24 protein-coding genes are annotated in these 24,971 nt (G+C 47.7%); 9 read left to right on the top strand and 15 right to left on the bottom strand.

Annotated features, from left to right (window positions below; all coding sequences use genetic code 11):
* Positions 1 to 99 precede the first annotated feature (99 nt).
* A complete protein-coding gene (locus V1467_RS00910; RefSeq protein WP_416306930.1) occupies positions 100 to 570 on the top strand; it encodes a hypothetical protein in 471 nt (156 codons plus the stop codon).
* 153 nt (positions 571 to 723) lie between these two features.
* Here the strand turns inward: V1467_RS00910 and V1467_RS00905 are convergent, their stop codons facing one another.
* The 14 genes from V1467_RS00905 to V1467_RS00840 form a co-directional block, all read right to left on the bottom strand.
* Positions 724 to 2,157 (bottom strand): NADH-quinone oxidoreductase subunit N, encoded by a 1,434-nt coding sequence (locus V1467_RS00905; RefSeq protein WP_416306929.1) that lies wholly within the window; start codon positions 2,155 to 2,157, stop codon positions 724 to 726.
* Positions 2,154 to 3,605 carry a complex I subunit 4 family protein gene (locus V1467_RS00900; protein WP_416306928.1) on the bottom strand — a complete coding sequence of 484 codons (1,452 nt, stop codon included), beginning with the start codon at positions 3,603 to 3,605 and terminating at the stop codon, positions 2,154 to 2,156. Before V1467_RS00900 ends, V1467_RS00905 begins: the two co-directional genes overlap by 4 nt.
* Positions 3,593 to 5,413 (bottom strand): NADH-quinone oxidoreductase subunit L, encoded by a 1,821-nt coding sequence (nuoL, locus tag V1467_RS00895; RefSeq protein WP_416306927.1) that lies wholly within the window; start codon positions 5,411 to 5,413, stop codon positions 3,593 to 3,595. The genes V1467_RS00900 and nuoL overlap by 13 nt, the downstream gene beginning before the upstream one ends.
* Before the next feature lies 1 nt (position 5,414).
* Entirely contained in the window at positions 5,415 to 5,717 is a 303-nt protein-coding gene (nuoK, locus tag V1467_RS00890; RefSeq protein ID WP_416308627.1) for an NADH-quinone oxidoreductase subunit NuoK, read from the bottom strand.
* A gap of 26 nt (positions 5,718 to 5,743) precedes the next feature.
* Positions 5,744 to 6,280, bottom strand: a complete 537-nt coding sequence (gene nuoJ / locus V1467_RS00885; RefSeq protein WP_416306926.1) for an NADH-quinone oxidoreductase subunit J — start codon at positions 6,278 to 6,280, stop codon at positions 5,744 to 5,746.
* Positions 6,277 to 6,792 (bottom strand): NADH-quinone oxidoreductase subunit NuoI, encoded by a 516-nt coding sequence (gene nuoI, locus V1467_RS00880; protein ID WP_416306925.1) that lies wholly within the window; start codon positions 6,790 to 6,792, stop codon positions 6,277 to 6,279. Before nuoI ends, nuoJ begins: the two co-directional genes overlap by 4 nt.
* Position 6,793: 1 nt before the next feature.
* Positions 6,794 to 7,774 carry an NADH-quinone oxidoreductase subunit NuoH gene (gene nuoH, locus V1467_RS00875; RefSeq protein WP_416306924.1) on the bottom strand — a complete coding sequence of 327 codons (981 nt, stop codon included), beginning with the start codon at positions 7,772 to 7,774 and terminating at the stop codon, positions 6,794 to 6,796.
* Positions 7,774 to 10,554 carry an NADH-quinone oxidoreductase subunit NuoG gene (gene nuoG, locus V1467_RS00870; RefSeq protein ID WP_416306923.1) on the bottom strand — a complete coding sequence of 927 codons (2,781 nt, stop codon included), beginning with the start codon at positions 10,552 to 10,554 and terminating at the stop codon, positions 7,774 to 7,776. Before nuoG ends, nuoH begins: the two co-directional genes overlap by 1 nt.
* Positions 10,555 to 11,823, bottom strand: coding sequence for an NADH-quinone oxidoreductase subunit NuoF (gene nuoF / locus V1467_RS00865; RefSeq protein WP_416306922.1), 1,269 nt, complete (start codon positions 11,821 to 11,823; stop codon positions 10,555 to 10,557).
* Positions 11,824 to 12,366, bottom strand: a complete 543-nt coding sequence (gene nuoE / locus V1467_RS00860) for an NADH-quinone oxidoreductase subunit NuoE (RefSeq protein ID WP_416306921.1) — start codon at positions 12,364 to 12,366, stop codon at positions 11,824 to 11,826.
* The gene (gene nuoC, locus V1467_RS00855; protein WP_416308626.1) at positions 12,363 to 14,093 is read right to left on the bottom strand and encodes an NADH-quinone oxidoreductase subunit C/D; all 1,731 of its coding nucleotides are present in this window, start codon (positions 14,091 to 14,093) and stop codon (positions 12,363 to 12,365) included. Before nuoC ends, nuoE begins: the two co-directional genes overlap by 4 nt.
* Before the next feature lie 29 nt (positions 14,094 to 14,122).
* Entirely contained in the window at positions 14,123 to 14,776 is a 654-nt protein-coding gene (locus V1467_RS00850; protein WP_416306920.1) for a NuoB/complex I 20 kDa subunit family protein, read from the bottom strand.
* A complete protein-coding gene (ndhC, locus tag V1467_RS00845) occupies positions 14,776 to 15,180 on the bottom strand; it encodes an NADH-quinone oxidoreductase subunit A (protein WP_416306919.1) in 405 nt (134 codons plus the stop codon). The genes V1467_RS00850 and ndhC overlap by 1 nt, the downstream gene beginning before the upstream one ends.
* Positions 15,181 to 15,540: 360 nt before the next feature.
* On the bottom strand, positions 15,541 to 15,837 hold the full coding sequence (locus tag V1467_RS00840) for a SemiSWEET transporter (protein WP_416306918.1): 297 nt from the start codon (positions 15,835 to 15,837) through the stop codon (positions 15,541 to 15,543).
* A 121-nt stretch (positions 15,838 to 15,958) separates the two neighbouring features.
* Here V1467_RS00840 and V1467_RS00835 point away from each other — a divergent pair, with 121 nt between their 5' ends.
* The 7 genes from V1467_RS00835 (at position 15,959) to V1467_RS00805 (ending at position 23,111) form a co-directional block, all read left to right on the top strand.
* A complete protein-coding gene (locus tag V1467_RS00835; protein WP_416306917.1) occupies positions 15,959 to 16,819 on the top strand; it encodes a helix-turn-helix transcriptional regulator in 861 nt (286 codons plus the stop codon).
* Positions 16,820 to 16,930: 111 nt separating this feature from the next.
* A complete protein-coding gene (gene prmA, locus V1467_RS00830; protein WP_416306916.1) occupies positions 16,931 to 17,809 on the top strand; it encodes a 50S ribosomal protein L11 methyltransferase in 879 nt (292 codons plus the stop codon).
* 267 nt (positions 17,810 to 18,076) lie between these two features.
* Positions 18,077 to 19,060, top strand: coding sequence for a tRNA dihydrouridine synthase DusB (gene dusB / locus V1467_RS00825; protein WP_416306915.1), 984 nt, complete (start codon positions 18,077 to 18,079; stop codon positions 19,058 to 19,060).
* A 52-nt stretch (positions 19,061 to 19,112) separates the two neighbouring features.
* The gene (gene fis / locus V1467_RS00820) at positions 19,113 to 19,406 is read left to right on the top strand and encodes a DNA-binding transcriptional regulator Fis (protein ID WP_416306914.1); all 294 of its coding nucleotides are present in this window, start codon (positions 19,113 to 19,115) and stop codon (positions 19,404 to 19,406) included.
* A gap of 162 nt (positions 19,407 to 19,568) precedes the next feature.
* Positions 19,569 to 21,167, top strand: a complete 1,599-nt coding sequence (gene purH / locus V1467_RS00815; RefSeq protein WP_416306913.1) for a bifunctional phosphoribosylaminoimidazolecarboxamide formyltransferase/IMP cyclohydrolase — start codon at positions 19,569 to 19,571, stop codon at positions 21,165 to 21,167.
* Positions 21,168 to 21,536: 369 nt separating this feature from the next.
* Complete coding sequence (purD, locus tag V1467_RS00810) at positions 21,537 to 22,823, top strand: phosphoribosylamine--glycine ligase (RefSeq protein ID WP_416306912.1); 1,287 nt, start codon at positions 21,537 to 21,539, stop codon at positions 22,821 to 22,823.
* Positions 22,824 to 22,988: 165 nt separating this feature from the next.
* Complete coding sequence (locus tag V1467_RS00805) at positions 22,989 to 23,111, top strand: hypothetical protein (RefSeq protein ID WP_416306911.1); 123 nt, start codon at positions 22,989 to 22,991, stop codon at positions 23,109 to 23,111.
* A 5-nt stretch (positions 23,112 to 23,116) separates the two neighbouring features.
* Here V1467_RS00805 and V1467_RS00800 read toward each other — a convergent pair whose 3' ends face one another.
* Positions 23,117 to 23,632, bottom strand: a complete 516-nt coding sequence (locus tag V1467_RS00800; protein WP_416306910.1) for a hypothetical protein — start codon at positions 23,630 to 23,632, stop codon at positions 23,117 to 23,119.
* A 428-nt stretch (positions 23,633 to 24,060) separates the two neighbouring features.
* On the opposite strand from V1467_RS00800, the gene V1467_RS00795 reads away from it, so the two are divergent.
* Positions 24,061 to 24,963 (top strand): phosphoribulokinase, encoded by a 903-nt coding sequence (locus V1467_RS00795; protein WP_416306909.1) that lies wholly within the window; start codon positions 24,061 to 24,063, stop codon positions 24,961 to 24,963.
* Positions 24,964 to 24,971 lie beyond the last annotated feature (8 nt).

The following is a 24,971-nucleotide window of genomic DNA, read 5'->3' as shown; positions in this document are numbered from 1 at the left end:
GTTAAATACTTATTAAAACAGCCAATTCAGGCTTATTTTTTCCGACTTTCATGTAATTAAATTACATTTTTAGTATATTTTTTGTCCTTGACGTTTATAATGCATCCAGCTTTTGAAAAATCATTCACTTTAATTTTTGTTGTAGAGGCCAATATGAAAAACACACTGATCGCAATGACTACTTTAGCTATATCCATGAGTTCTATCGCATCACAATCGAGCTATTCTTTTGTTCCTGCCGACCAAAGTGTTTACAGCAACGTATGTGTTGTTGCTGCACAACAAGGTATCGAAACTGCCAAAGTTGAATTTGCAGATTTCAGCCACAATACCTTGTGTAACGGCATGAAGATTGGGAAATTTGCCCGCAAATACAACACTATTGCTGAAGAAACAGTACCTGCAGCGGTAAAAATGGTTGCTGCGGATGCGAAGCCAGAATCACAGCTGTGTGTTCAAGCTGCTGAGCAAGGTATTGAAGCCTTAGGTTTAAGCCATTGGAAAATGAATGACCTGTACTGCAACGGTCAGTCAATCAAACGCTTTGTTAAGTCTTATTCTAAAAAATAAGCAACCCTGGCATTCTAGAAAAGCCCCATTGATAGCACTATCAATGGGGCTTTTTTGTTGATACGCCTGAAGTAAGTGAACACTCAGCAAGAAGATTTTAAAATAGATTTATCCCGTCGCTCGAAGCTTGCTACTCGCGGCTGTTTTTACCCGTTATCCAATCCCCAATATAGCTCGTAATTCATTGCCTAATAACCCAGGCATTAAACCCAGGACTAACAACGATGCCGCAATCACGCTCAGCCAGATCTTGCTGGCAAAGGCTTTGGGGACATCAGGGATATCGTTACTAGCAGGGGCAAATAAGCTAAATATCACCCGCAAGTAATAATACAAACCGACAGCACTGCCGATCAGCATCGCTGATACTAACCACCAGGCCGACAACTTAATCGCCAGTGTCAGTAAATAGAATTTACCAATAAAACCGATAGTAATCGGCATCCCCGCCAATGAGAAAAACGCCAGCGCCATAATGGTCGCCAGCCAGGGGTGTTGCCAGAACAGACCTTGTAACTGTGACAAATTGTCTAAGTCTCGCTGATCATCCAGACGGGACAACATGGTTAACACCGAGAAAATCAAAATCGACGCCACCAGATAAGCCAGCAGATAATAGCTGGCGCCTTCCAGTACCAGGCTGTGGTCGATTCCCATGGCAATAATACCGGCCACCAGCACATAACCCATATGCGCGATGGCCGAATAGGCCATCAAACGTTTTATACTTTGCTGCTGCAAAGCTAGCCAATTGCCTAATAACATACTGGCGATCGCCATCCAGCTCAGCATGCGGATCAGGTCGGCTTCAAATTCTGGTGGAATAATCAGGATCAACTTGATCAATAGCGCAAAAACTGCCGTTTTAGACAAACTGGTAAGCAACAAAGTCGAATTCACCGGCGCGCCCTGATAGACATCCGGAGTCCAGAAGTGCAATGGCACCAGAGATAATTTGAACGCCAGACCGGCAATGAGCAGTACAAAGCCGCTTTTAGCCAATAGTGACATGGGCGATTGCATAATTTCGCTGAGTAATAGTGAGCCGCTGGTCGCATAGAGAAATGCCAGACCGAGCAATAACAAACTGGTGGCCGCTCCGGATAACAACAGATATTTAATTGCGCCTTCCAGAGCCAGGCTGCGCTCACGGTTGTACGCCAGCATGGCCAACATCGATAAACTCATCAATTCGATACCCAGAACCACCGAGGCCGCATGTTTTGCCATCACCAGCAACATGCCGCCCAGACAGGAAAGCAATAACAGCAGATAAAATTCTTCACTCACCTCGCGGCTATCGCGGCCCATATAAGCACCTTGCAGCAACGCCACAGACAGGCTGACCATTAAAAGCAGAATTGAAAAGAATCCGCCGACCGGCTCATATTCAAACAAGATCGTAATCGCCTGATTGCCGACAGGAAATTGCCAGATTAGTGCAACAAAACTGCCAAACAGGCTGAGAATCGCCAGACTCTGTGCCAAGACTGCGTTGCGTCGCCAGGCGGTTTGCAGCATTAGCACGATAATACCCAGACTAAGTACCAACACTGGCAACATTAACCATAATTGCTGCAAACTCATGGCTGCACTCCTTGGCCGATTTCCAGCAAATGGCGCATAAAGGATTCTGGCATTTGCAGTATGATATGAGGCTGTAAGCCGAAGTACAGCAGTGCTATCACCATTAAGCCGGTGTAAAGTAATTCACGGCCACTCAGATCATCTACCTGCCGCTTAACCTGTCCCTGAAAAGCTTTTTGAAATAGATGCAGCCCATAAACCGCCGACAACACAATGCCAAGCGTAGCAATAATCGTCAGAGCTGGAAAAACCTGAAAACTGCCCAGTAACGACAGCAGTTCGCCGTTAAAATTAGCCAGTCCTGGCATACCGATACCGGCCATCACAAAAATAATCGTCACCGTCGCCATTTTGGGCGCACTGGCCCATAGGCCGCTCATATTATCGAGTTCACGAGAATGAATACGGTGCTGCACCATACCTGCCATGCTAAACAATGCAGCGCTGGAAATACCATGCGCCACAATGGTCAGGATAGCTCCCTGGAACGCCACTTCATGCCAGCTGAATAATGCCAGCAACACAAAACCCATATGGCTGATACTGGAGTACGCCACCAGGCGTTTGAAGTCACTTTGGCTATAGGCCATTAACGCCCCATAAACAATACTGACTACACCCAATGTGACTGCAACAGGGGCAAACTGCATAGTGGCGGCGGGAAATAACGGTAAAACAATACGGATCAAACCGTAAGCACCGGTTTTGAGCAAAATACCTGCCAGCAGCACACTACCCGCAGTAGGCGCCTGAGTATGCGCATCAGGCAACCAGGTATGCAAAGGAACCGAAGGTAACTTCACCGCAAAAGCGATAAAAAAGCCCAGCATTAACCAATACTGACTCTGTTCGGGCAGTTCCAGCTGCCGCAATACGGCTAAATTAAAACTCAATTCACCGGTGGCCTGCTGATTAAATAACGCCAGGGCGATTATCGCTATCAACATTAACAAGCTGCTGGCCTGGGTGAAAATAAAAAACTTGATGGCGGCGTAACGGCGATTTTCATGCCCCCAAATCAGAATCAATGCGGTCATCGGGATCAACATGACTTCCCAGAACAGGAAAAACAAAAACAGATCATCGGCCAGAAACACGCCCAAAATGCCAGCCACACTAAACAACAGATTAAAATGGAAAAAGCCGCGATAAACGCTGATTTCATGCCATGAAACGGCGACCGCCAGAATTGCCAGCAACAGCGTCAACACCACCATTAACGTAGCCAGACCATCATATAGCAGCGCGAAATGAATATTGAAACGGGCAAACCAGTTCCAGCTAAGGTGGCTATCTCCTTGCATAGCCAGATATAAGCTCAAACCCAATATTGCTATTAAACTGACCAAACTGACCCAATTTCCGCTATGAGGAAATTTTTTCTCGCTAAACCAGGCCACCGCACCGGCAATCAGGGGTAACCAGATCAGATAACTTAACGCCACCATAGCAGCCCCCCTAACATCAGTGCAGTGCCGGCCAACGTGCCATACAGATACCAGCGCAGCTTGCCGTTTTGACTTAACACCAGCACTTCATTAAGACTCAAGTTAAACCAGGCGATAAATTGATAAACATAGTCCACGGCATCAGATTTATTGATCCGGGCAAAAAACTGTAATGGTCGGATAAAAATTTGTTGGTACAACCAATCAAAACCCAGTCCTCCCAGTAAAAACCGGTGCAGCCATCCTTGCCCAGCCTGTGCTTTTGCTTTGGGGAAATAAACCAGCCAGGCAACGATCAGCCCCACCAAGGCCGCGCCAATGGGGGTTAATTCCAGCCACAATGGCAGATGTTCATGTTGCGCAGGGCCAAACACCTGACTGAAATCCAGTGCAATAAAACCGCCCCCTATCGCCAAAAGCACCAACGGCATCAACGGAATAACAAACTGGCTGGAAAACTTGAAATCGCCATCTTCTGGTGGATGTGATGCAGGACCAAAACAGACAATAAACAGCAGCCGAAAACTATAAACGCTGGTCAAAAACGCGCCGAATACTGCCATCCACCACAGCAACGAACTGGTCGTATCGGCTTGCCACACTGCGGCGAGAATAGCCTCTTTACTGAAGAAACCGGAAAAGCCCGGTACCGCCACCAGTGCCAGCAATCCAATCAACAAAAAAGTCGAGGTCAACGGCAGGCTTTTATACAGCCCCCCCATTTTGAAGATATTTTGTTCGTGATGCATTTTGACGATAATGCTGCCAGCGGTCAGAAATAGCAGCGCTTTGAAAAAGGCGTGGGTCATCAGGTGGAATATGGCGCTGTCGTATGCCATTGCACCTAATCCCAAAAACATATAGCCAATCTGGCTCATAGTCGAATAGGCCAATACCCGTTTGATATCGGTTTGTACCAGCGCCGCAAACCCAGCTAACAACAACGTCAAGGTGCCTATCCAGGCGACGATTTGGAGAATTTGTGGCACCTGCATAAACAACGGCTGCATGCGGGCAATCAAATAAACACCGGCGGTGACCATAGTGGCGGCATGGATCAATGCACTGACTGGGGTTGGTCCGGCCATGGCGTCGGGCAACCAGGTTTGTAACGGTAATTGGGCTGATTTACCTACCGCACCACCGACTAGCAGCAAACATGCCCACCACAGAACACTGTTACCAACTAATTCAGACTGAGACAAGATATTGGGGATAGTTAGCGTATCGAAATACTGAAACAGCATCAGCAAGCCAATCATCATGGCGGTATCACCGACGCGGGTGACAATAAAGGCTTTCTTGGCCGCCTTTACATTATCGGGATCGTATTGCCAGAAACCAATCAACAGAAAGCTGCATAAGCCCACACCTTCCCAACCTAAAAACAGCAAAATCAGATTATCACCGAGCACCAGCATTAGCATGGCAAACACAAACAGGTTCATATATACAAAAAAGCGCTGCACCTGTTTATCATTAAACATATAAGCCGACGCGTACCAGTGAATCAACCAGCCAACTCCAACTATCACGCAAGTCATCACCAATGAAAGCTGATCCAGATACAAACCCAGATTAATAGGTGCACCGGCAATGGGTAGCCAGTTGAATAACACCTGCTGATAGGCCTCTCCTCCGGTCTGGATAAATTCCCAACCGACCAATGCAGTGATGAGGGCAGCCAACCCCATAGAACCAACCCCCAGCAACGCAACCTGCAAGGCAGACAAACGACCGGCCAGCAACAGCAATAAAATAGACGAAACTAGTGGTAATAAGGGGATAACAAACAGGAGATCCAGCATATTAGCCCCCCATCTCGTCTAGATGATCGATATTCAAATCTTCGGTTTGCTGACGCAGACGAATTAGCAATGCCAGTCCCAATCCCACTTCCGCAGCCGCCACACTCAGGATCAGGATATACATCACCTGACCATCTGCCTGTTGCCAAAGGCTCCCGGCTAAAATAAACGCCAGCGCTGCGGCATTAAGCATGATTTCCATCGACATCAACATAAACAGGGTATTCTTGCGACTGAGCAGACCGATTAAACCCACCGTCCACAAAATGGCGACCAGAATAAATCCGTGCTCAGCCGGGATCATCACTGCGCTATCACCTAGAGTGCCCATCAGGCAGACCCTCCATCACCATTGGAGCCAGCACTGCCGGTCAGATTTTTGGCCAGATGATAGCCGCCCACCAATCCTGCCAATAGCAGAAACGAGGCAATTTCGACCGCCAATAAATAGGGGCCAAATAACAGCGTCCCAACTGTTCGGGCATCCACCAGTTGTACCGGCTGAGTTGACCAGGATGGCTGCATTTGCAATACCAGCACCACCTCGGCCAATAGCACCAGTGCCAACACTACCGGGCCAAACCAGATTGAGCCCTTCAGCCATTGGCTTTCTCGCTGAATATCCTGCTGACTGATATTGAACATCATTACCGCAAACACAAACAGCACCATAATCGCACCGGCATAGACGATAATTTGTAACGCAGCGGCAAAAGGCGCACCGAGTAAGTAAAAACACATGGCCAGCGATAACAGGCTTACCACCAGATATAACAAGGCATGCACAGCATTTTTGTTGGTTACCACCAGTAAACTGGCCAGCACCGCTACCACACCGCTCAAATAGAAAAACAGTTGCGCAGTCATGGCATCAAACTCCGCACGTCGATGGGTGGTTTTTCATTATCGGCTTCACCTTTTCCTTTGCCTTTAATGCTGATGCCAGCTTTGCGGTAAAAGCTGTAACCTGGGTATTTTCCCGGCCCGTCGATAGTGAGGTGTTCTTTTTCGTACACCATGTTTTTGCGCTGATACTCCGACATTTCCACATCGGGAGTCAGTTGAATCGCGTAAGTTGGGCAAGCTTCTTCACATAGCCCGCATAAAATGCAGCGGGAAAAATTGATCCGGAAAAATTCCGGCCGCCAGCGACCATCTTCATCTTCGGTTTTTTGCAACGCGATACAGTCCACCGGACAGGCAGCAGCACATAGATTACAGGCCACACAACGCTCGTCGCCATCCGGATCGCGAGTCAACACGATGCGGCCTCGATAACGCGGTGCCAGATAGGGCTTCTGTTCCGGATATTCACGCGTATCGATACGGTCAAACAAATGCAAAAACACTTGCCACAAGGTGACAATCTGACTCCACATATCAGGCATCTCCCCATAATTTAATCGCAGCGGTTACCACAAGATTGAGCAATGCCAGCGGCAACATCCATTTCCAGCCAAAAGCCAGCAACTGGTCAAAACGGGGACGAGGTAGCGCCGCGCGCAACAAGATAAAGAAACAGATAAGCAACAAGGTTTTGATAATGAACCACACTATCGGCGGCAGCCAGGGACCCAACCAGCCACCCAGAAATAACGTAGTGATCATCATCGAGATCAACATCATGCCCAGATATTCACCCAAGAAAAACAGGGCAAATTTAATCCCCGAATATTCAGTATGGAATCCGGCGGTCAGTTCGGTTTCCGCTTCCGGCAAGTCAAACGGCAGGCGATGACTTTCGGCGATACCGGCAATCATAAAAATCACAAAACCGACAAACTGTGGCACTACGTACCACATGCCCTGTTGCGCCATTACGATGTCGGTAAAGTTAAAACTGCCACTCAACATCACCACGCCCAGCAATGACACGCCCATAAACACTTCATAACTGATGGTTTGAGCCGCCGCCCGCATGCCCCCGAGCATGGCGTACTTGTTGTTCGACGACCAACCGGCCAATATCACCGAGTAGACCGCCATCGAGGTCATCGCCAGAAAAAACAGTACGCCAATATTGCTATTGGATACCACCAAGTCTGGCGTCATCGGTACTACCGCAAAACTCATTAAAATCGATATCGCCCCAATCAAAGGCGCCAAAACAAACACCGGTTTATCGGCAAAAGGCGGGATCCAGTCGTGTTTGAACAGAATTTTTATCAAGTCGGCCAGCGACTGCAAAATGCCGAAAGGTCCAACACGGTTGGGGCCATAACGTTGCTGCCAGAAACCCAGTAGACGCCGTTCGAACCATACCAGCATGGCCGCGATGGGGATGAGAGTGGCAACCATCAGCCCAATCAGTATGAGCAGATCCAGATTTTCAACTAACGCGGCAAAGAGCTGGTTCAACATTAGATTGCCCCTTCAATAAATTGAATCGGGATATGCTGGTCTTGCGTCATCAAACGGGATTTTAACGCTGCTTTTTCAACTTGTAATCGCTGCCGCTGATCGGACAGGCGTTTATTGTGCGCTGTGACTTTTTGGCTACTGGCCGGGATCAGCACTTCACACTCGGTCAGATTGAACAGCTGATCTGCCGGCACATAAACCAGGGCACAATTGGCCGGCACATTATCGCTGATAGATACTTGCAGCAGAGTTTTATCGTCATCACAACTGACCCATTGACCATTTTGCAGCTCCACTTCGGCTGCCTGTTTGGGTGCAATAACAATTTGCGCCTGTTGGGCCATTTGCTGGATAGCGACGGCCTGCATACTTAAACTGTCGCTGCCAAACACTTTTTGCAGAGGCAATAATTTCCAGTTGGCTTTACTCAGCGACGACCAGCTGGCTTGCCACTTAAACCAGTAACTGTCGCTATGCTCGGTAACACAGAAAACCCCTTGCTGGGCCTTGAGTTCAGCACTTCTATATTCATCGCGAAATTTGTGATTGGACTGATTGGAATTCCATCCCGGCGCCCAGCTGTAAGCCAACGGATTGTCATTGTCCTGACCATTGGTTTTTTGGCCGGGTAACAAACCCTCCATACTATGTTTATAAGGCGCGTTAATTTCATTAAAAGGTTTAGGCTCGTGCACAGTCTGATTGGCCAGCATGGCAGTCCGGCCGCTATAACGGGGGGATTGCATGGCGATCTGCTGCTGATTTGTCTGCTGCCAGTGTTGATCAAAATGCAAATAAGTGGCACTGATCAGGCTGCGTAATTGGCCGAGGTCGTTAATCTCGCCTAATGGGTGATCTTGTAATTTGGCCATATTCACCAGCCATTGCCAGGCCGGTAAAGATTGCCCGGACCCACTGGCAGCGGGTAGCCAGGATTGCAGCAATCCCTGGTAATTCAAACTGGTGCCGCTGGATTCGCTAAAACTGGTCACCGGCAGGTTAATTTCTTTTTTAAGCGGCTCTGCCAGTTGGCTTAAACGGATTAAATGATTGGCTGATTTTTGCCATTCTCCAATTTGATGCTGGCGTTGCACAGAGTAATGATCCAGCACCAGCAGATTGGCTTGATTTTTATCAACTTGGTTGGCCAGTTCGTTGGCGGTTAAATGTGCTCCTTGTGCCAACATACCCAAGCCCAGCATGTTACCTTCTGGGGGCACAATACAGATCATCGCCTGTTCGTTATGTAATGCCCGGCGTATATTCGCCGCGGCGGCCAGAATAGCGCTGTGATTAGCCGACCAGCCACTAACAATCAGAGGGCGTTTGGCCTGTCTTAAAATACCCGCCAGTTGCTTTATGCCCTCCTCGACTTTTTGTACTCTGGGGGTCGGCGCATGGTCATTAAGTAAATTCGCCAGTAAAAATCCCTGTTCGGCTGTTTGTTTCTGGTCACCGACAATATGCAAACTAGCCTGTTCGACCAGCGCATTGTCACCATAGCCGAGTATCGCCAACGGCACCTTGTTATGTGGCAAGATCTGCCGCACCGCAGCATCCTGCCAACGAGGTACACGTAATTTCTCGGCTTGTTGTTTAGCGTTGTTTAACAATGCCTGACGCACTGACAAGGCAATTCGCGGCGCGCTGTTATTAATATCTTCGCCCAGAATTAACACCGCATCGGCTTGTTCTATTTGGGCGAGACTGGCTTGTGGCCACTGCTGCAAAATGGCCATATGCAGTTCGAGCAATTTTTCCTGCTCCGCATCCGGCATGGCGCAGAAATTTTCCGCCCCCACCAGTTGTTGCAAGGCGAAATTATCTTCCAGACTGGCCTGGCTGCTGCCGACCCCAATCCACTTGCCTTTGTCTTTCAGCCTATTTTGCAGTTCGGTATCCGACCACCTGGTATCTTGCCCATCCAAACTGATCGTTTGTCGGCGCTGCGGGCTATTCACAAAGTCAAAACCAAAGCGACCCCGATCACATAAAAAATAACTGTTCAGGTGATCATTAAAACGATTGGTGACGCGTCGCACCGATCCATAACGTTCACTCAGGGTAATATTACAACCTACCGAACAATGCTGGCATATTGACGGCGCCGCCTGAATATCCCATTTACGTGCATAGTGGTCACCAAAAGGCTTGTCGGTAAACACACCGGTGGGACACACCTCCACCAGATTACCGGCGAACTCGCTCTCCAGCGTGCCGTCACACTGACGGCCAAAATACACATGATTTTTCGACGCTTGCGCAGCCAAATCCTTGCCACCGGCATAATCCTTGTAAAAACGTTCACAGCGATAACAGGTAATGCAACGATTCATTTCATGTTTAATGAGCGGCCCCAGCTCCTGATTGGGAAAGGTCGTCTTTTTACCTTTAAATCCGCGTTTGTAGTGGCCGGTCATCACTGTCATATCTTGCAAGTGGCATTCGCCACCTTCGGCACACACCGGGCAGTCATGGGGATGGTGAGTCATCAGGGCGCTGATCACATTTTCACGGAATTCAGTTTCTTGCCTCTGGTTCATGCTGACCCGCATACCCTCGCTGACCGGTGTCATACAGGCGACGATTAATTTGCCACGGGTATCTTTTTCATCCTGATACTGGGTCATGGCGCATTGGCGACAGGCTCCCACCGAACCCATCGCCGGATGCCAGCAAAAGTAAGGCAAATCTTTTTTTAGCGACAAACAAGCCTGTAACAGATTCTGCCCTTCTGTCACCTCGTATTGCTGGTTATCAATAAATATCTTGGTCATCATTTAATGTCGGTAAGGACACTCCTTGTGATCAATATGCTGCTGGAATTCATCAGCAAAATATTTCATGCCGCTACGCAATGGCTCGACTGCCCCGGGTGCCAGCGCGCAAAATGTCTTGCCTATCCACATAAAACCGCACAGTTTTTGTAATTCATCAATATCGTTCTGACAGCCTTGACCGGCTTCAATACGACTAAGGATCTCCACCGCCCAGGGCAATCCATCACGACAAGGGGTGCACCAGCCACAAGACTCTTGGGCAAAAAACTGCAGTAAATTCAGGATCATGCCTACCGGACAATGATGATCATCCAGCGCGATAATGCCGCCGGTACCCAAACGGCTGCCAGCCTTGGCAATCACGTCGTATTCCATCTTCAATTCCAGATGTTCCGGTAACAGAAAGTCGGTAGAGGCGCCGCCGGGCAGCCAACCTTTGAGTTTTAAGCCATCCTGCATGCCGCCACCCAAATCAAGGATTTGTTGTGCCGTTGCTCCCATGGGCAATTCCCATAATCCAGCCTGTTTGACCCGCCCGCTGATACCGTAAATTTTGGTGCCTTTATCCGGACTATCCGCCAGTTCGGTGTACCATTTAGCGCCATTTTTCAAAATACACGGCAAATTACATAAGGTTTCGCAGTTATTGACGATAGTGGGTCGTCCAAATAATCCCACTACCTGCGGAAATGGTGGTTTGGCTCTGGGATTGGCGCGTTTGCCTTCTAGCGCATTGATAAGCGCGGTTTCTTCACCACAAATATAGCGACCGGCGCTGGTATGCAGATGGATGGAAAGCGAATAATCGCTGCCTTGTATATTGTTGCCTAACAATTTGGCCTGGCTGGCCTCATCTATGGCCTGTTGTAACCGCCTGGCACAGAGCCGGTATTCTCCGCGTAAAAAGATGTAAGCCACATTGGCGCCAATGGCATAGGCCGCAATCATCATACCTTCAAGCAATAAATGCGGTGCGCCTTCCATCAACATCCTGTCTTTAAAGGTGCCAGGTTCCATTTCATCGGCATTACAGACCAGATATTTTTGCTCTGGGGCATCATCGCCCATGGGTACAAAGCTCCATTTGGTACCGGTCTGGAATCCTGCTCCACCGCGACCTTTCAACTCCGAATCGGTCACCTCCTGCTGAACTTCTTTGGGACTCAGGGACAGTGCCTTGGCAAATCCTTGATAACCGCCATTTTTTTGATAGGCATCCAGATTTTGCGGATGATTTCTGTCCAGATACTGGGTAAGGGGTTTGTACATTTATGACTCCCCCTCTGGTTTCGCGCTAATTTTGACCAGCAACTTATCCACCGATTCGATGGTCAGGTTTTCCACCAGTTCGCCGTTATGCATTAACGCCGGTGCGGTATCACAGCAGCCGAGACACACGTTGGTTAACAGTGTTACTTTGCCATCTTCGGTAGTTTGGCCAAAATCAATACCAAGCTGCTGTTTGAGATGTTCGCCAATCGCCGGGAAATCATGTAACCAGCAACTGATGCTGTCACACAGATGAATCACATGCTCACCCACCGGCTGGCGGTAAATAAGGTTATAAAAAGTCGCCACGCCTTCCAGTTGCGCCACCGGCATTTGCAACAAATCGGCAATGGCATACAAGGATTCATCGCTGATCCAGCGTCGCTGACGCTGCACAATCTGTAATGCATCAATCGCCGCGGCAGCACGATCTTCATACAATAAACATTCATGCTCGATGGCATCAATTTCGTCCTGCTTGAGAACCGTGCGGTAATCAATCTGGCAAATAGCAATAGCATCTATCACGCTGTTATCACTCATCGGTCAACATCCGCCATTACAAAATCAATACTGCCAATAGTGGCAATCAAATCGGCAATCATCTGTCCTCGCGCCATCACCGGGATCATCTGTAAATGCGGGAAAGACGGGGTACGAATGCGGGTACGATAGCTCATGGTGCTTTTATCACTGGTAATATAATAGGCATTGCTGCCTTTGGTGGCCTCGACTTCGGCCATCACTTCACCGGCCGGCATCACCGGTCCCCAGCTCATGCTCAAAAAATGTGGAATAAGGCTGTCGATATCGGTCATGGTCCGGTCTTTGCGCGGTGGCGTTGTTAGCGGATGCTCGGCTTTATAATCACCGGCCGGCATATTCTGCACACATTGGCGGATAATTCGCATGCTTTGGCGGATTTCTTCCACCCGCACCGCACAGCGATCATAACAATCGCCGTTATTGGCCAACGGAATATCAAATTCGAAATTCTCGTAACCGCTATAGGGGCGCTTTTTACGTAAATCAAAATCAAACCCGGTGGCACGTAAACCAGGCCCGGTCACGCCCCATTCAATCGCGGTGGCGGTATCGTAGGCACCGATACCTATGGTTCGGGCTTTAAGAATACTGTTGTTCATCACCATTTTGTCGTAATCGGCCATCCGTTTAGGCATATAATCCAACCATTCGGTGATCATTTTGTCCCAGCCATTGGGCAAGTCGCTGGCGGTCCCGCCAATCCGGAACCAGCTTGGGTGCATGCGTGCACCTGTGATCGCCTCGACAATGCCGAATAACTTTTCCCTGTCCACAAACATATAAAAAATCGGCGACAACGCGCCAATATCCTGCGCAAAAGTGCCGTAGAACAGCAAGTGACTGAGAATGCGGAATATCTCCGCCATCATCACCCGGATCACCTTGGCGCGCTCCGGTACCTCAATTCCCGCCAGTTTCTCCAACGCCATCACATAAGGCAGGTTATTCATCACCCCACCCAGATAATCGATACGATCAGTGTAGGGAATAAAAGTATGCCAGCTTTGCCGTTCGGCCATTTTTTCCGCACCGCGATGGTGGTAGCCAATGTCCGGTATCGCCTCGACAATTTCTTCCCCATCCAGTTGCAACATAATGCGGAATACACCATGGACACTAGGATGATTAGGCCCCAGGTTCAGCCACATAAACTCATCGGGTTTACCTTGTGGCTTGAGCCCCCAGGCTTCGGGTTTAAACTTCAGTGCTTCCTGCTCCAAATCACGGATATCGTCTGGTAGGCTGAATTGTCCCATTTCAGTGGCACGCGCCGGATGCGTTTTAAGTAACGGATGACCTTGCCAGGTGGTGGGCATCATAATGCGACGTAAACAGGGATGACCTTTAAAATCGATACCGAACAGATCCCACACTTCTCGTTCATACCAGTTAGCATTAGCCCAGATATGACTAATGCTCGGTGCGACCTTGTGATTGGCAGTCAAGGCGACTTTGACACGCAGATCCTGATTGCGTTGATAAGAACGGAACAGGTACACCAGGGTAAATTCCCGCCGTTGTTCCAGTGCGCAATGCTGGCGTCGGGTTTCGTCCAGCGCGGTTAAATCAAACAGAAAATCAAAAGGTTTATCCAGTTTATGACGCAGGATCTGGCAAAGTTCGAGTAACGATTGAGGCTCAACCCATAAGGTCTGGATTTGGTCTGCCGTGCTTTCAACCAGCAAATCAGCGTCCAGCAGTGGCTGAATTTCACTGTGCAGCATTGATTTAACTGATTCGGCAAGATGCATGCTTAGATCCTGTCTGGAGGAGTGAGATCGCGCGCTTTACTGCGTTCAGCCTGCTTGATATCGCGCTGACTGGGTTTTTCTATTTGCGTTACGCTCTGATCACCCACCACCCAACTCAATGGCCGCTGTTCCTTACCGATGGAATCGCGCAGCAATAGCAAGCCTTCCATTAACGCTTCAGGACGTGGAGGACAACCCGGAACGTACACATCTACCGGCAAAAATTTGTCGACCCCCTGAACTACCGAATAAATATCATACATACCACCTGAATTGGCACAGGAGCCCATCGATATGACCCATTTGGGCTCCAGTAACTGGTCGTATAGGTGTTTCACCACCGGCGCCATTTTGCGAAATACCGTGCCGGAGATCACAATCAAATCCGCCTCACGGGGCGTGGCACGGATCACTTCTGCACCAAAACGGGCAATATCATGACGGGCGGTAAAACTGGTGGCCATTTCAACGTAACAACAGGACAAACCAAAATTAAACGGCCAGATAGAATTTTTACGGCCCCAGTTGATCATATTGCTCAGACTGGTAAATAACACATTGCGTTTTACTTCTTCACGAATTTGCGGATCATCAACGGCGATCTGCTGGGGCGACTTGTTCACGACAACATTCGGATCGCTGAGGTTCCAGTCCATTATTTTTTCCTCGTTGAAGAATGGCTGACGATATGTCGGTTAACCACGGATAACGCGCCAATTCGCCATAAATACAACAATCCGACCAACAGGATCAGGATAAACACCAGCGCTTCAATAAATCCGGCAACACCCACTTGCTCGACAGAAATTGCCCAGGCAAACAGAAATAGCGTTTCCAAATCGAAAATGACAAAAAATATCGCATACAGAAAAAAATGACTGCCAAATTTAATTCGCGCACTGCCTAATGACAAAATGCCCGATTCATAAGGTAAATCAGTTGAATGTCCAGCCGTGCGCGGGCCCAATACTGACGAAACCAGCATTACGCCAATTAGTAGTAGTATCGTAAAGCAGAAGTACAGCAGAATAGGCCATAATTCGACCAGCGCTTGCCCCATAAAAAATCAGATTCCTAATTTCATTTATCATTTTTCGGTCGTTAACGCCGAAATTCGAAAGCTTGTCTTTGTGACCTCAAGACAATTTACAAACAACACTGATTAAAGTTTGTACAGAAATTGGACTTCGTCAAATTTGTTAATGAAATTATTAGCTTACATAGGGGGTGAATCTATTAACAAACCAGTAACAACAAGGGAAATATGGGTAAAAAAATTTTTTAAAACAATGACGATGCGTGTTTATTTAAACTTGCAAAACAGGCTTTAACGCGCGTTTTAATCAAAAGCGGAGATATTATGAGTTTTATGAAAGGCTTTGCCAAAAATCAGAAAAATAATGTTGATAACTATCTCAATTTAGTTATGTAACACCTCAGACAAATCGCTTCTAGACGCAAAAAAATCATTATAGATCTTCTTGTACAAAATAATCGATGCCAGCACTAAGGTCAGCGCATTGGCGGCAATCACCGCAACATCGCCACGTAATATGCCGTATCCTAGCCACAGTGCGACACCAGCTGTAAACACAATATACATAGCCAACGACAAAGACGACGTATCGCCGGTTTTTATGACCATCAATACCTGGGGTGCAAACGAAAATGTGGTACAAAAAGCGGCAATAAAGCCAATCGAATCAATTAAATTCATGATAATTTCCAGCAACAGTAACTATGCTCAAATTATAACCACCAGTCGTAATGTCAGCTATGTGCCAATCTCGCATTTAAATGTTATAAACTATCATTATTGTTATTAAACTGTTATCCATATGAAACAATCCAGAGTATGGCAAAACATCCTAGAGTTAGGCCCGGAATGCCATGAACGCTTTCTGGTGCAGGATAATGTTTCTCTACTGGCATCGTTAGAAATTGGCTTCGCCGGAATTTCCAGTTTGCGTGGGCGTTATCAAGTGGGGCGGCGTAATCCTGATTATCATACCCTGCTGTTTACTATTGAAGGTCGAGGAAAACTGCACAGTCCTGCAGGTGAACAAACAATCGAAGCCAACACCATGACTGTGCTGCCCGTTGCACAACCTTTTCTATTTGAGCTGGATGCCGAACTGTGGAAAACCGCCTGGTTTTGTCTTGATAATGGCCAATTGTGGGAGCATTTGCGTGCTAACAGGGCATCGATACAATATTGCGAAAGTGCCCAAGCCATTTACCATTTGTTGTGTCACTTATACTACGAAAACCGGCCCGACATGCAGTCCAGTTCGATAACCCAGATTCAGCAATATTTGCAGCAGAGTATTGGTAAAAATATACTGGCCCAGAATGAATTTCCCGCCCCGATGCGCCGCCTGGAAAAGCTGTTTCAACATATCCAGCAGCAACTGCACTTTCCCTGGACTATCGATGAAATGGCGGCTTACATACACTATTCTCCCCCGCATTTGCATCGCCTATGTCAAAAAATATATCAACAAAGTCCGCTGCAACGTCTTATTCAGCTACGTATGGAGCGCGCGCAGCATCTGCTAACCGAAACCAACTGGTCACTGGCACAAATTGCCAACACTGTGGGCTATCAGGATGTTTTTAATTTTTCTAACCGTTTCAAAAAATCGGTGGGGCTGGCGCCAATTCGCTATCGCAATCAACATAGCCTCAAGCCAAACTGAATCATGCCAAGTGGTTCATTCTGTCTGTTCGAAAACCGTTACAAATAGCGCTTCCCTTAACTAATCAGGTACACTATTGGCCAATGATTCTTGTTACTTAGCGGAAATAGCATGCCCTGGCTACAACTGAAAATATTGTCCAATCCCGAACAGGCCGAATCGATTGGCGACATGCTTACTGGCAATGGTGCTATGGCTGTCACGTTTCTAGATGCCAAAGACAGCCCACAATACGAACCCAAACCCGGAGAAATCATGTTATGGCCGGAAACCTGGGTAATGGGCTTGTTCGATGCCAAGCAGGATATGTTGCGGGTGATTGCCAATTTAAGCCGCGCCAAAATTCTGGGTGAAGACTTCAGTTATCAATTAAATCCTTTGGAGGATAAAGATTGGGAACGGGAGTGGATGGAGAATTTCCACCCGATGCAATTTGGTAAAAAATTGTGGATCTGTCCCAGTTGGCGGGATGTGCCCGATCCCGATGCCGTTAACGTGATGCTAGATCCGGGATTAGCCTTTGGTACCGGTACCCATGAAACCACAGCGTTATGCCTGCAATGGCTGGATAGTGTCGATTTAACCGACAAAACGGTGATCGATTTTGGCTGCGGTTCCGGTATTTTGGGTATTGCGGCTTTAAAGCTCGGTGCCAAGCGGGTAATAGGTATCGATATCGATCCACAAGCATTACTGGCCAGTCAGGATAACGCCAACCGAAATAACGTGGGCGACAGGATTGAGCTTTACTTACCCGACGACGCACCGGATATCCAGGGCGATATCGTGCTGGCGAATATTCTGGCAGCCACGCTTAGAGAATTAAAATCCATCATCAGTGCTAATTGTAAAACTGGCGGTTATTTAGTCATGTCCGGTATTCTGGATACTCAGGCACAGGATATTAATCACCTCTATAGCAATAACTACCAAATGCAGCCCAACGCCATACTGGGAGAGTGGGCGCGAGTATCCGGATGTAAGCGCTAACCTAGCGATAAAAAGCCACGTTATTTAATAAATTACCTGCGTTTGATTAACAAATTGTTAATCAATTATTCGCTCGGGAACCTTTTTATACAAAGGCTGCCTTAGGTAAGGTTATAAATAGCTGATGCCAGAGCATTAATTTTAAAATGGTTTTATTTTGTCAATAGCCAAAATGCAAAAAAACATGCAAATTGTTTAAAAACTAGCCTTTTCAATACTCAAAAAAAACCGTAAACTTGCCCCCCTTTTTGACAGGCTGCGCGTTTTTTGAGCTATCCGGCATTACAAATTGGCCCCTATTCGCTAGCGAATAATGTAGTACTGGCGCCAATGGCAGGCATTACCGACAGACCCTTTCGACAGCTTTGTTCGAGACTGGGTGCCGGGCTGGTGGTGTCAGAAATGCTGTCTTCCAATCCCCAGGTTTGGAATTCGGCTAAATCCCGGCAGCGAATGGATCACCAGGGTGAATCCGGTATTCGTTCGGTGCAGATTGCTGGTGCAGATCCAAGGTTGATGGCGGAAGCAGCCCAGCATAATGTCAAAAATGGCGCCCAGATTGTGGATATCAATATGGGATGCCCCGCCAAAAAGGTGAATAAGAAATTGGCGGGTTCAGCGTTATTGCAATACCCGAAACTGGTTGAAGAAATTATTCAGACAGTTGTAGCGGCGGTAGAGGTTCCAGTCACGTTAAAAATTCGGACTGGCTGGAATACCGACAATCGCAATGGTGTAGAAATTGCTGAAATTGCCCAACGCAACGGCATTCAGTCTTTAGCCGTGCACGGCCGAACTAAAGCCTGCATGTACAAAGGTGAAGCCGAGTATTGCACCATCAGGGCAATTAAGCAGTCCGTCGATATACCGGTGGTCGCCAATGGCGATATCGGCTCGGCAGCAAAAGCCAAACAGGTGCTGGAGTATACCGGTGCCGATGCAATCATGATTGGTCGCGGAGCCCAGGGCAGACCCTGGATATTTCGTGAAATTAATCACTATTTGCAAACAGGCGAGTTTTTACCTGCCCCGGACAAGGACGAAGTGAGGGATATTTTACTGGAGCATATTCACAATGTGCATCAGTTTTATGGCACTCATCTGGGACCCAGAATAGCCCGCAAACATGTGGGCTGGTATTTGGCAGATCAGGAAGATAATCGCCAATTTCGCCGGTTCTTTAACGGACTGGAAGAAGCTGAAGCGCAAATTGATGCGTTGCAGCAGTTTTTTGAAGAGTTAGCCAATTAACTTAGCGTGGATTGGCTGTTGATGTACTTACTAACCAAAGAGCAAGATAGATATGTTTGAACAAACTACAAGTTCACCTTTTACTACTATTATCACTACTCCGTCTCAAACTCAGGCCCAAAAGCCGTTACGTGAGTCTGTCAAACAAGCCGTAAATAAATATTTAAAGCAGTTGGACAATAACAATATTGAAAATCTGTATGATCTGGTTCTGGCCGAAATCGAAGCGCCATTGCTGGAAGAAGTCATGACCCACACTCGTGGTAACCAGACACGCGCCTCCATCATGATGGGTATCAACCGCGGAACCTTGCGTAAGAAATTAAAGCAATACGGAATGAGCTAAGCTTATATCCTGATAAAATTTTAAAGAGCACCTATGGGTGCTCTTTACGTTTATACTCATGCCACTTCGAAATGCGCGTTTTAATGCAGCATGGGTATATGGGCAACTAACCTGAATTCTGCCCTAACTATTTAAAATCTTCCCGATAAGGATTTGCACAACATGGCAAATGCAACACCTGTTCGTCGCGCACTGTTAAGTGTTTCTGATAAAACCGGCATCGTCGAATTCGCCCAGGCACTGGCCGCGATGGATGTTGAACTTCTCTCTACTGGTGGCACAGCTAAGCTACTGGCTGACAATGGTATAAGTGTAACCGAAGTATCCGATTACACCGGTCACCCTGAAATTATGGATGGCCGGGTTAAAACCCTGCATCCTAAAGTGCATGGCGGTATTCTGGCTCGTCGTGGTCAGGATGAACAGGTCATGGCAGACAACAATATTCAACCTATCGATATGGTGGTGGTCAATCTATATCCTTTCGCAGCCACAGTGGCTAACGATGATTGCACATTGGAAGAGGCAATCGAGAATATCGATATTGGTGGCCCGACTATGGTGCGCGCCGCAGCCAAAAACCACAAAGACGTGACCATTATCGTCAATGCCAAAGATTATGGTCGTGTGCTGGAAGAAATGAACAACAATAACGGTGTAGTGCAAGATGCCACCCGTTTTGATCTGGCTATCGCCGCCTTTGAACACACTGCCCAGTACGACGGTATGATTGCCAATTATTTTGGTGCCATGATCGACTCGGTTGAATGCCAAGATGATTGTGGACATCAGCATAGCCAGTTCCCCCGCACCTACAATCTGCAATTCAGCAAAAAACAGGATCTGCGTTACGGCGAAAACAGTCATCAGGATGCTGCATTTTACGTTGAAAATAATATTCAGGAAGCCTCGGTTGCGACTGCAGAGCAGCTGCAAGGCAAAGAGTTGTCTTACAACAATATCGCCGATACCGATGCTGCGCTGGAATGTGTTAAGGAATTTGCCGAACCGGCTTGCGTGATAGTTAAACATGCCAACCCCTGCGGTGTAGCATTAGGCAACGATATTCTGGCCGCCTATAATCGCGCCTATCAAACCGACCCGACCTCGGCATTTGGCGGTATTATCGCCTTTAACCGTGAGCTGGACGCTGCCACGGCCCAAGCCATTATTGATCGTCAGTTTGTTGAAGTGATTATCGCCCCGACTGTTTCGGCCGAAGCGGCTGAAGTATTGTCTGCCAAGCAAAATGTACGGGTATTGGCCTGTGGTGACTGGCAAGGACAGTTAACTGACGAGTTTGATATCAAGCGGGTCAATGGTGGTTTGCTGGTGCAGGAACGCGACTTTGGCATGGTTGAAATGGATGACCTTAAAGTGGTTACCAAAGTCAAACCCACTGAACAGCAGATGCAAGATTTGTTGTTTACCTGGAAAGTGGCCAAATACGTGAAATCCAATGCCATCGTGTATTGTAAAGACAGCATGACCATTGGTGTCGGTGCTGGCCAAATGAGCCGGGTCTATTCGGCCAAAATTGCCGGTATCAAAGCTGCTGACGAAAACCTTGAAGTGGCAGGTTCGGTGATGGCATCCGATGCGTTTTTTCCGTTCCGGGATGGTATTGATGCCGCCGCCGCCGCAGGCATTACTGCCGTGATCCAGCCGGGTGGCTCGATGCGCGACCAGGAAGTGATTGATGCAGCAGATGAACATGGCATGGCGATGGTGTTTACGGGTATGCGCCATTTCCGTCACTAGTTTATTTATCCCCAAGCGGCCTTTTGCTACGATCTCATCGCCGCGAGTGCTCATTTATACTTATAAATTCCGCGCTCGCGACTCAACCTCGCAGCAAAATTCTCACTTGTAGATTGAATAAACGTTTTTATGTTCAGATCGTTGTCATATGGCTCAATAGTGGTATAGCGACGTTCTGAAACAAAGATATTTACATTGAACTGGATACAGAATTCCTTAACCTTCGTAGGTTTGCTCCGATACTGACGGGCTAAAGCCCGACCTACGAATAAGGATTGAATTTCCGGTGATTTATTTGCACTAACTCGTTAGTGTTTAATGTAGGTCGGACTTTAGTCCGTCAATATAAAAGATAACAAGGTTAGCAATATGAACATTCTAATCATTGGCGGCGGTGGTCGTGAACATGCGCTAGGCTGGAAAGCCGCCCAGTCTTCTCTGGTAGAAAAAGTATTTATCGCCCCCGGTAATGCCGGTACCGAGTTGGAACCTAAACTGGAAAATGTTGATCTTCAGGTTGAAAATATTGCCGGACTGGTCGAGTTTGCCCAACAGCAACACATTGGCTTGACCATTGTTGGTCCAGAAGTGCCACTGGTACTGGGAGTAGTCGATGCATTTCAGGCCGCAGGTTTAAAAATATTCGGCCCAACACAGGGGGCTGCTCAACTGGAAGGATCTAAAGCTTTCACCAAGGATTTTCTGGCTCGCCACAATATTCCTACCGCCGAATACCAAAACTTTACCGAAATCGATCCGGCCATCGCCTATGTGCGTGAAAAAGGCGCACCTATCGTGATCAAAGCCGATGGTTTGGCCGCTGGTAAGGGTGTGATTGTGGCGATGACCCTAAACGAAGCCGAAGATGCCATCCGCGATATGCTGGCCGGCAATGCCTTTGGTGAAGCCGGTAGTCGTGTAGTAATAGAAGAGTTTTTAGATGGCGAAGAAGCCAGCTTTATCGTCATGGTAGATGGCAAAAATGTACTGCCCTTTGCCACCAGTCAGGATCATAAACGTGTGGGTAATGGCGATACCGGTCCTAACACCGGCGGCATGGGCGCTTATTCGCCTGCCCCTGTCGTCACAGATGAAATCCATCAACGCGCCTTACAGGAAGTTATTTATCCTACCGTAGAAGGCATGGCTGCAGAAGGCAATCCATACACGGGCTTTCTATATGCAGGTTTAATGATCATGGCTGACGGTACGCCCAAGGTGATTGAATATAACTGTCGTTTTGGCGATCCGGAAACCCAGCCAATAATGCTGCGTTTAGAATCAGATCTGGTGGAACTGTGTTTAGCTGCGATCGACAAAAGGCTCGATCAAACCGATATTGCTTTTGATCCCCGCGCATCGGTAGGTGTGGTACTAGCCGCAGGCGGTTATCCTGACAGTTACCAAAAAGGTGACGTGATCAGCGGCCTGGCAGTAGAAGAGTCAGATTCTGCCAAGGTATTCCATGCCGGTACCAAAATGCAAAATGGACTGGTCACCACAAATGGTGGCCGGGTGCTTTGTGCCACAGCACTGGGAGACAGCGTCACCACAGCCCAGCAAAACGCCTACAAACTGGCACAGAAAATCAGCTGGGACGGCATGTTCTATCGCGATGATATAGCCTGGCGCGCTATTGCCCGCGAAGGGAAGTAATTAAATCAAACTTATTTCAGCCGGCTAGCGAAACTGACGCTTGGCGGCTGAAATGTCAGAGATAAATTTGATCCACATCAAATCTGCTTTAAACACTAGCTTGTCGCCCTGCGAAAACACTCCCAAGATTGACACATAGTATGATCTGGCTTTAAGGAGCAGGGTATGTGGCAACTGATTATTAACGATCCGGTAGTGTGGGGTTCGCTGTTAGGATTAACCATTGTAGTAGGACTATGCGGGTACTACGTCTATCTGTTTTGGCATAATATCGCCAACTCGGGTTAAGGCGATCATTCCTCGACCAGTTCGCGCTGCGAAAGCACAATCCAGCCATCAATATAAATATTGTCTGGCCGGCGCGCGGTATAAATAGCGCCGCTGTCAAAAAGTTGTTCAATTTGTTGGCGACTTAACTCTACGGCGTCGGCCCGATAGTAATTACGTTGCATAGCAGCGTCAAATTGCGCATGTTGACGGGGTGAAACCGGCTTTGAGTGGGCAATGTTGCCGACTTTGAAACGCACCACATCATTATTAACAGCAATCACTTTCATGGGTATGTAACGATAGCTGAAATCAGAATTAGCATCGATTGCCAGATAATCAACATAGAAAAAATCGTTTTTGCGTGGATGCTCAACAATATTGGGAGCCAGGTAGCGATATTGAGCAGACGTCAGCTGGAGCAAGCCGACGATACCAACAACAACAAAAATTTCAATATGGTTAAAAAGCCATTCAACCACTGAACCAAAACTGTAAAAGCCGCCTGTTCTAGCTAAACTGATTGCAGCTGTATTGTTCACTGGTAAATCCTTTTATTTTCAGTCGAAAAGAAAGTGTATGAAATTTAACCGGCTAGTACAAATGATACCAATCCGTATAAACACTTGAGCATTGGCCGCCAGATTTATCCACCCGGGTGGCAACCATGTCGCAAATGGTGCGGTGCAGTCACAGAGCTTCTTGAATATCATGATGCGAGTGGGGCTTTCCGGTAAATGACGACCAGCGGTAGTTTGAAAAACTCTGTCTGGAAAGTTTCAATCCCGACTCAGTTGGCGGACGATCCTTGCCAAACGCAAAAATTTTCAACGTTCATAGAGCGGGTTGACACCCGACTGCACATTGATCTAATTTTGCTATCCGGTTACACAGCCAAAGGTTAGCAGTAGGACACTTTTAATAAAATGGTGTTATGCTGATTACTTTGCGCTAATTACTATTGAAGCTTATGTCGATTAAACACCCTATTGTTGCAATAACAGGCTCCTCTGGTGCGGGCACCACCACTACCACCAGTGCTATTCGCCATATTTTCCGTAATCTGGGGGTAAATTCCGCCGAAGTCGAAGGGGACAGCTTCCATCGATTCACCCGGCCGGAAATGGACGTTGAGATCCGCAAATCACAGGAACAGGGCAAGCACATAAGCTACTTCGGTCCCAAGGCCAATGATTTTGCCATGCTGGAAAAGTTGTTTGCCCAATACGGCGAAACCGGCAACGGCCAGTATCGTCGCTACCTGCATTCTTTCGACGATGCCGTCCCATTTAACCAGATGCCGGGGACTTTTACTCCCTGGCAACAACTGCCGGAAAAAACCGACTTATTGTTTTACGAAGGATTGCATGGCGGTGTGGTTACCGACGAGGCCAACGTAGCCAAGCACGTGGATTTACTGGTGGGCATGGTGCCTATTGTGAATCTCGAATGGATCCAGAAAATCGTTCGCGATACTACCGACCGGGGGCACTCCCGCGAAGCCGTGATGAGCAGCATTGTGCGCGGCATGGATGATTATTTTCAGTATATCACCCCGCAGTTTTCCAAAACCCATGTGAATTTCCAGCGCGTTCCCACTGTTGACACCTCCAATCCCTTTAGTGCCCGGGATATTCCCTCCCATGATGAAAGCTTTGTGGTGGTGCGTTTTCGTCGCGAAATGACCAACGTCGATTATCCCTATCTACTGCAAATGATCGATGGTGCCTTTATGTCGCGGATTAATACCCTGGTGGTGCCAGGTGGTAAAATTGGACTGGCAATGGAACTGGTACTGACACCCCTGATTGAAGAATTGCTGGAAAAGAAACGTAAATCCTATATGCAAATGGACTGGGTAGTTGAGAAGTAGCGCCAAAT

The sequence above is a fragment of the Neptunicella plasticusilytica genome, assembly GCF_047922965.1.
GTDB lineage: Bacteria > Pseudomonadota > Gammaproteobacteria > Enterobacterales > Alteromonadaceae > Neptunicella > Neptunicella plasticusilytica.
Note: the sequence above shows the minus strand (reverse complement) of the source record. Positions and strands in the feature narration are given on the sequence as shown.

Coding starts and splice junctions, on each gene's coding strand:
- V1467_RS00910 (WP_416306930.1), top strand. CDS start 100: ATGCATCCAGCTTTTGAAAAATCATTCACTTTAATTTTTGTTGTAGAG.
- V1467_RS00905 (WP_416306929.1), bottom strand. CDS start 2,157: ATGAGTTTGCAGCAATTATGGTTAATGTTGCCAGTGTTGGTACTTAGT.
- V1467_RS00900 (WP_416306928.1), bottom strand. CDS start 3,605: ATGGTGGCGTTAAGTTATCTGATCTGGTTACCCCTGATTGCCGGTGCG.
- nuoL (WP_416306927.1), bottom strand. CDS start 5,413: ATGCTGGATCTCCTGTTTGTTATCCCCTTATTACCACTAGTTTCGTCT.
- nuoK (WP_416308627.1), bottom strand. CDS start 5,717: ATGATCCCGGCTGAGCACGGATTTATTCTGGTCGCCATTTTGTGGACG.
- nuoJ (WP_416306926.1), bottom strand. CDS start 6,280: ATGACTGCGCAACTGTTTTTCTATTTGAGCGGTGTGGTAGCGGTGCTG.
- nuoI (WP_416306925.1), bottom strand. CDS start 6,792: ATGTGGAGTCAGATTGTCACCTTGTGGCAAGTGTTTTTGCATTTGTTT.
- nuoH (WP_416306924.1), bottom strand. CDS start 7,774: ATGTTGAACCAGCTCTTTGCCGCGTTAGTTGAAAATCTGGATCTGCTC.
- nuoG (WP_416306923.1), bottom strand. CDS start 10,554: ATGATGACCAAGATATTTATTGATAACCAGCAATACGAGGTGACAGAA.
- nuoF (WP_416306922.1), bottom strand. CDS start 11,823: ATGTACAAACCCCTTACCCAGTATCTGGACAGAAATCATCCGCAAAAT.
- nuoE (WP_416306921.1), bottom strand. CDS start 12,366: ATGAGTGATAACAGCGTGATAGATGCTATTGCTATTTGCCAGATTGAT.
- nuoC (WP_416308626.1), bottom strand. CDS start 14,093: ATGCTGCACAGTGAAATTCAGCCACTGCTGGACGCTGATTTGCTGGTT.
- V1467_RS00850 (WP_416306920.1), bottom strand. CDS start 14,776: ATGGACTGGAACCTCAGCGATCCGAATGTTGTCGTGAACAAGTCGCCC.
- ndhC (WP_416306919.1), bottom strand. CDS start 15,180: ATGGGGCAAGCGCTGGTCGAATTATGGCCTATTCTGCTGTACTTCTGC.
- V1467_RS00840 (WP_416306918.1), bottom strand. CDS start 15,837: ATGAATTTAATTGATTCGATTGGCTTTATTGCCGCTTTTTGTACCACA.
- V1467_RS00835 (WP_416306917.1), top strand. CDS start 15,959: ATGAAACAATCCAGAGTATGGCAAAACATCCTAGAGTTAGGCCCGGAA.
- prmA (WP_416306916.1), top strand. CDS start 16,931: ATGCCCTGGCTACAACTGAAAATATTGTCCAATCCCGAACAGGCCGAA.
- fis (WP_416306914.1), top strand. CDS start 19,113: ATGTTTGAACAAACTACAAGTTCACCTTTTACTACTATTATCACTACT.
- purH (WP_416306913.1), top strand. CDS start 19,569: ATGGCAAATGCAACACCTGTTCGTCGCGCACTGTTAAGTGTTTCTGAT.
- purD (WP_416306912.1), top strand. CDS start 21,537: ATGAACATTCTAATCATTGGCGGCGGTGGTCGTGAACATGCGCTAGGC.
- V1467_RS00805 (WP_416306911.1), top strand. CDS start 22,989: ATGTGGCAACTGATTATTAACGATCCGGTAGTGTGGGGTTCGCTGTTA.
- V1467_RS00795 (WP_416306909.1), top strand. CDS start 24,061: ATGTCGATTAAACACCCTATTGTTGCAATAACAGGCTCCTCTGGTGCG.